At 41.9% G+C, this 6,791-nt stretch carries 4 protein-coding genes; all 4 read left to right on the plus strand.

Annotated elements, in window-relative coordinates; all coding sequences use genetic code 11:
* Nucleotides 1-69 precede the first annotated feature (69 nt).
* Nucleotides 70-771 carry a hypothetical protein gene (locus WMO25_RS12845; RefSeq protein ID WP_349085616.1) on the plus strand — a complete coding sequence of 234 codons (702 nt, stop codon included), beginning with the start codon at nucleotides 70-72 and terminating at the stop codon, nucleotides 769-771.
* Between the two features lie 92 nt (nucleotides 772-863).
* Complete coding sequence (locus WMO25_RS12850; protein WP_349085617.1) at nucleotides 864-2,348, plus strand: TIGR02677 family protein; 1,485 nt, start codon at nucleotides 864-866, stop codon at nucleotides 2,346-2,348.
* Nucleotides 2,345-3,490, plus strand: coding sequence for a TIGR02678 family protein (locus tag WMO25_RS12855; RefSeq protein ID WP_349085619.1), 1,146 nt, complete (start codon nucleotides 2,345-2,347; stop codon nucleotides 3,488-3,490). Before WMO25_RS12850 ends, WMO25_RS12855 begins: the two co-directional genes overlap by 4 nt.
* Nucleotides 3,480-6,791: TIGR02680 family protein (locus WMO25_RS12860; protein ID WP_349085621.1), on the plus strand; the 3,312-nt coding region annotated here is incomplete at its 3' end. The genes WMO25_RS12855 and WMO25_RS12860, both read left to right, overlap by 11 nt.

The raw sequence follows: 6,791 nt of genomic DNA on the forward strand, positions 1-6,791 counted from the left end.
ACTATAACGATTTTATTGCAGGGGATCAGATACGAAAAAACGGAAAGGATAGTTAGGGATAGACAGAAAATGAAAGGAAAAAGAGTGATTGCAGGCATTCTGCTTGCGGGAATTTTAGCAGTCACCCTGGCAGGGTGTAAAAATACAGATAACACGAAAGAGGAAAATGAATCTACGGAATCCAAAAGTCTCCTCCGTGCCATTGAAAGTGCAAGACAGATGAGTACAAATAATAAAACGGAAAAAGAAAACGGCGGTCATCTGAGCCGGGAGTTCCTGAAAGAAAACCTGCAGACTCTCTGGGTGGATGGTATCATTGTACTGGATACAGAGGGAAAGGCGGACTGCGAATACAGTACGGATGAGTCTCTGACCGATGAGATTACGAAGTATCTGCAAAAAGACATTATCATGGATTTTGTCGGATATGAAGAAAGATCTTATTCAGAACGATTTGCCAGGGAAGACGGATCCTATATTGATATTGCAGCCTGTGCCAGAAAAGATGCACCGGGTATTGTGGTAATCTACTATTACACACCTCCTGAATTTGCCAGAAACTATACACTGACGATACAAGGGCTTTTAAATGGTTATAGTATTCAGAAAGATGGAACGATTATTGTTGCAGACGAGGGGATTGTTGTTGCCAGCAATGATGAGAGCCTGCTGGGGCAGAATACGACTGACAACGAAGTTGTTCAGGCAATGAAAAAGCATACAGACAGTCAGCACATAGAAGGTAATTTTATACCCCACCTGATGTTATAAAATATAGATATAAAAGAGAGAACAGGGGATTATGGCGTACATTTCTAATATATGTGCTATACTGGATTTAACTAAGAAGAAGGAGAAGTTCTATGCAGGTATCAGACAAATTAATCAGGCCACTGACAGAAGCAAAATATTTGAATGCTGACAATGTAAGCAGATACCGTTGTATCATGCGTATCTTTTTTGAGCATTATGAAAAACTGAAGTACTGGTTGTATCTGGAAGAAGTCTATGAAGAGATGATACAGGATCCATTTTTTGCTGATTATAGAATGAAACAGTGCCAGCAGGATCTCATGATGCTGACAGAGTGGAAGAATCTGAATACGATCCAGGATACCAAAAAGGTCGCATCGATCGAAGAATTCAAGAATAAAAAATACCGGTATCAGATGACGGAGTACAGTGTGGAGATAGAACGTCTGGTCATCCGGTTAGAGAATTTGTTTATAGAAGGTGCATCATTAGAGCCGACCCTTTTGGAACGTATTCGAAGAAGTGTGGAGCGGTTCCCGGAGATGGGAGAAAGAGATAAGAGTGAAGTATACACATGGTGGACGGACCTGAATAATGATTTTGTGCGGTTGAATCAGAATTATCAGGATTATATCAGGGATCTGAATAGCGTCCGGGCGGAAGAGATGATGCATACGAAGGAATTTCTGGTGTTCAAGGATCGGTTGATCGAGTATCTGCGAAACTTTATTAAAGGACTGCAGAGAAATGTCGGAGTGATAGAGGAAAATCTGCGTTTACAGAGCGAAGAGCTGAAAAAACAGGTATTTGAAAAAGTGATAGATTATGAATTGTCAATTCCGCGTATGGAGATAGAAGTCTCAAAAGAAATGATAGAGCAGAAGATCCAGGGACGTTATCAGAGCATCTATGACTGGTTCGTGGAAAATGAAGGGCAGGAGAACGAAGCGGTAAAACTCTTTGATGCTACCAATGATATCATCCGCAGGATTACAAGGTATGCGGCACAGCTGAGCGAGAAAAATGCACTGGGTGCCAACCGAAAAGAGGAATACCGGAAGGTAGCAGAATTATTCTTGCGATGTCAGAATGTGGAAGAAGCACACAAGATGTCGGCAATGGTATTCGGTATGGAATGCCCACAGCATCTTGCAGGAGAATTGATCCGTGAGACGGACAGCATGAATATCGGAGTCTATGAGGAGCAGCCAATGGAAATTACTCTGAAACCGAGAGTGCGTACGTACCGGGAAAAATCCCGGAGAAGTGCCATCCGTGAATCGGCAGAGCAAAAACAGGAAACAAGACGCAAGTTGCTTGAGCAGCAGAAAAAAGAGACGGAAAAACTACGGGCGTTGGAAGTAGATGGAAAGATATATTTTGATAAACTGCCTGTATTGGAACCAAGAATCCGCGAGATTCTTTTAAAATGGTTGTCAGATGCCATGGAATCCGCAGATTTTTCGGCAAGGACAGACGATGGAAGAAGATATATATTAGACAGAAGTCAGGAAGGAGAAAACTGTGTGGTACATTGTGAAGATGGAAACTTTACAATGCCGAAGCTGTCAATTGTATTTCAGGAGGAAGTATGATGAAGGAGTTGGAAGTTCTTTTAAGTAAAAGATGGATATTAAAATCCAGAGACAAAGAAATGTATTATAAATTAAGAGATGCACTCGGAGAACTTCGCAAATTTACTACAGAGAAAATGGGCTGTCAGATTATTGATAATTCCCTCCTGATCAAAATGGAGAAGATTCCGGTCATTCCAGAAAGTTTTATGGGCATCATGAAATTTTCATCAAAAGAAGAATATGCCTACCTGTGTATGCTGTTAATGTATTTGGAAGACCGGGATGCACAGGAACAGTTTATTCTGTCGCAGCTGACGGAATACATCACGGCAAATCTGCCGGGTGATATTTCGGACTGGACGTTATATACGAACCGGAGAAAACTGATCCGTGTATTAAGATTTGCAGTAGAGCAGGGAATTGTCGGAATTACGGATGGAAAAGATGAAGCATTCATGGATGATGAAGCGGGAGAGGTACTTTATGAAAATACAGGAGCATCCAGATATTTTATGAAGAGCTTTTCGAAGGACATCATGGAATATACAAAGCCGGAAGATTTTCGGGAAAGTGATTGGTTCGAAGTAGATGAAGACCGGGGATTTGCGAGGAGACACAGAGTGTATAAAAGACTGATTTTTGCGCCGGGCATGTATAAAGAAGACGGATCACCGGAAGATTTTGAATATTTGAAATATTATGGACGGAGATTGAGCGAAGAACTGGAGCAGCTATTTGACTGTCAGGTGCACATTCATAGAGGAAGTGCCTATCTTCTGTCCGGTGACGACTGCAGAATGGGTTCTGTATTTCCGGGCAATAATTCAATATCGGATATTCTGCTTTTGTGTTTTGGGAAGATGCGTAAGAAGATAGAGAATGATGAATGGAAGGCAGCAGCAGATGAGAGCTGCTGCATAGACCAGATTGAATTTGAGAATCTGATAAAAGATGTGAAAAAGGAATACGGAAGTGGATTTTCGAAAAACTATCGTGAGATGCCGGAAGGTGAATTTGTCAAAAGTGTGATCGATGAGATGGAAGTGTGGATGTTTATCAGGAAAGCTGAGGCGGATCATCAGATTAAGATCTGTCCGCTTACCGGAAAGATACAGGGAAGTTATCCGGCGGATTACATGGGAGGAAGAAATGATGAATAGTAGATGGCAGGCCAATAAAATCGGGTTGATCAACTTCTGGTATTATGATGAACAGGAATTTCCTTTTGTAAAGGGAAGAATGCTTCTTCGAGGATCAAATGGCTCAGGAAAATCCGTAACGATGCAGAGCGTAGTACCACTTTTGCTGGATGGCAATATGAGTCCGGAACGATTGGATCCATTCGGTTCCAGAGACCGTAAGATGAGCAGTTATCTTTTGGAAGAAGATGATGGGCGAGAGGAGCGGACCGGTTATCTTTATCTGGAATTCAAAAGGAAGGACAGCGATACCTATCTGACGATCGGTATGGGAATCCGGGCGAGAAAAGGGAAGAATCTGGACAAGTGGTATTTTAGTCTGACGGATGGGAGACGGGTAGGAAAAGATTTCTTTTTATATAAAGACACGGGAGAAAAAGTCACACTTTCAAAAAAAGAACTGGAGAACAGGATAGGGGCAGGAGGACGGGTTATTGACAGACAGGCCGATTACATGGAGTATGTCAACCACCAGATTTTTGGATTCGAGACGGCAGAAGAATATAAGGAAATGATAGATCTTTTGATCCAGCTTAGAACACCGAAGCTTTCCAAAGATTTCAAGCCGTCTGTCATTAATGATATTCTGAGCGATTCGCTTCAACCATTATCGGATGATGACCTGCGTCCGATGTCCGAAGCCATTGAAAATATGGATACTATGAATATGAATCTGAAGAATAGAAAAGAAGCGAAACAGGCTGCAGAGAAGATTCAGGCGGTATTTTTAAAATATAATCAGAAATTATTATATGAAAAAGCAGACAGGTATGAGCAGGCAAAAATCAGGCTGGAAGACGCAGGAACACAGCAAAAAGAGCAAGAGAAGAAACTGGACGGGTGCAGGCAGAATATAGAGAAACTCAAAACAGAACATCAGGAACTGGATGCGAAACGTGAGTCTATGGAAAAAGAACGTGAATCCCTGAATAAAAGTGATGCTGTAGCATTAAAGCGAAGAGAATCAGAACTGGCAGCAGAACTGGAAGTCCAGCAAAAGAATTTAAAAGGGAAAAAGCATTTTCTTGAACTGAAACAGGATCAGTACAAGGATGCACAGAATCAGATCAAAGCAGAAGAAGACAGGAAGTATGAGAAAGAAAAAGAACTGGAGGAACTCATAGAAGAGATGCAGAACGAGGCAGATACCATGGCCTTTGAAGAACATGCATTTATGAAAGACGAGCTGGAAAAGCATCCGGAAGAGCCATATAAGTTCGAATTACATCAGCAGCAATATAATCATACAAAAGAAAAAATACATGAAGGAACAGAGATTCTTGCAGAGACAGATCATCTGGAAAGACAGAAAGATGATCTGATCAAAGACAGAGAAAAACGGATCCGTGAACTGGATACGCTGCAGAGAAAAGTATCGGAACTGGAGGCTGTATTCGTACAGACACAGAATGAATGGAAAGAAAATCTGTATCAGTGGAATGGTGCGAATCAGGAACTGGTACTGGAAAAAGAACTATTAAGAGCATTAAGCATATTTGCAGAGTCTTACGAAGAGAACTCTGATTTTGCAGAGGTCCGTCAGAAGATTGCAGATGTGTGGATTGGAAAAAATGCGGAGGTTGAATCCGGGATTTCTGCGAATAGAGCAGAGAAAGAAACAACAGAAAGAGAACTGGAAGAAGTAAAAGCAGAACTGTCAGAATGGGAGAATCAGAAAGAACCACAGCCGGAACGATCAGAAGCGGTTATCCGTAACCGTCGGAGACTGGATGCACTTGGAATTCCGTACCAGGAGTTCTATAAGGTTATAGAGTTCGGAAATAATCTGGACGAAAAAGAGTGTAACCGTCTGGAAGAAGCATTATTGAAAATGGGAATTCTGGATGCGCTGGTGATTGATGAACAATACAAAGAGCAGGTTCTGCACTTAGAACATGGCTGTGAAGATCATTACCTGTTTAGCTGTAAAAATGGTCAGAAAGATATCCAGTCGGAGCGCAGTCTGTTAGATGTACTGGAACTGAATGAAGAAGTTAATGACATTTTCTCCAATCAGCGGTTGACAGGAATTCTTGGAAGTATTGCGTATGATAACGAAAGTATGATTGCGGTTGCAGAAGACGGCACTTACCGGATGGGTATACTTGCAGGAACAGTAACCGGAGAATATGAGGCCGGCTACCTTGGGACAAAGGCCCGTGAAAAACACAGACAGGCAAAGATTGAAGCCTGCAGACAGAGAATCGCAGAACTGGAAGAAATATTGCAGCAACTGGAAGAAATGCATCGGAAGCTGTTTGAAAGGAAGGATATTCTCAGACAGGAGTATGAGAATCTTCCAAAAGACACAGATATGAGGGAAGCCCTTCAGATGATGCGTGCAGAGGAAAGGGCATGTGAACAGATCAGACGGGAGAGTGATAGATTAGAAGAGCAGATTCGTGAACTGATCGAAAACGTGAAAGAGAAGAAAAAGAAAGCACTGGAAATTGCAGAGTCTCTGTATCTGACCTGCTCTTATGATGTATTCAAAGAAGCAAAAAGAGCAGCAGAAGAATATGGCAGGCATCTGATCAGTCTGATTGCAGCACATGAAATGTTCCTCAGAAGCCTGGAGTATCTGAAAGAGAGAAAAGAACATCTGGAAGATCTGGATGCAGATATGGAGCAGATCCGGTATGATCTGTTCGAGATTCAAAAAGAAATACAGAGAAAGACGGAAGAACAGACATCGATTCAGGAACAATTACGGCTGACTGATTATGAAGAAATCAAAGACCGTCTGGACGCATGCATCAAGTGGCTTCAAGCCTATCCGGAAAAACTGCGTATGTGTGTAAGCAGACAGACACATGAAGAAGACGAAGTCGGACAACTGACTCTGCGTCTGGAAGACGGCAGGAAGAGAATTGAAGAATACGAAAAGAAGACGGCATATTTTTCAGAATGTTATGAACAGGAGAAGCGTCTGCACTATGTGGAGATACCGGAAGAGATACCGGATGATGCCGGACATGTACGGAGTTATCTTGAGTCTGACGTAAAGGCATTGGATAAAGACAGTGTGATCCGTGATCTGAATAAAGTATATTTTGAAAACAGAGGATTTCTGACGGATTATCATTTGATGCAGAATGAATTATTTGCAGAAGCAGAACAGACAGAATTTCCGGCAAAGCGACTGGATATTTCCGCCAGATATCAGGGGGTAAAGATATCATTTTTAAGTCTTCTTACACATCTGGAAGAAGATATCGAAGAGTTGGAGAATCTGATTAAAGATGGTGACCGGGAACTGTTC

Origin of the sequence: Coprococcus intestinihominis, assembly GCF_040096555.1 — a bacterium.
GTDB classification, from domain to species: domain Bacteria; phylum Bacillota; class Clostridia; order Lachnospirales; family Lachnospiraceae; genus Coprococcus_A; species Coprococcus_A intestinihominis.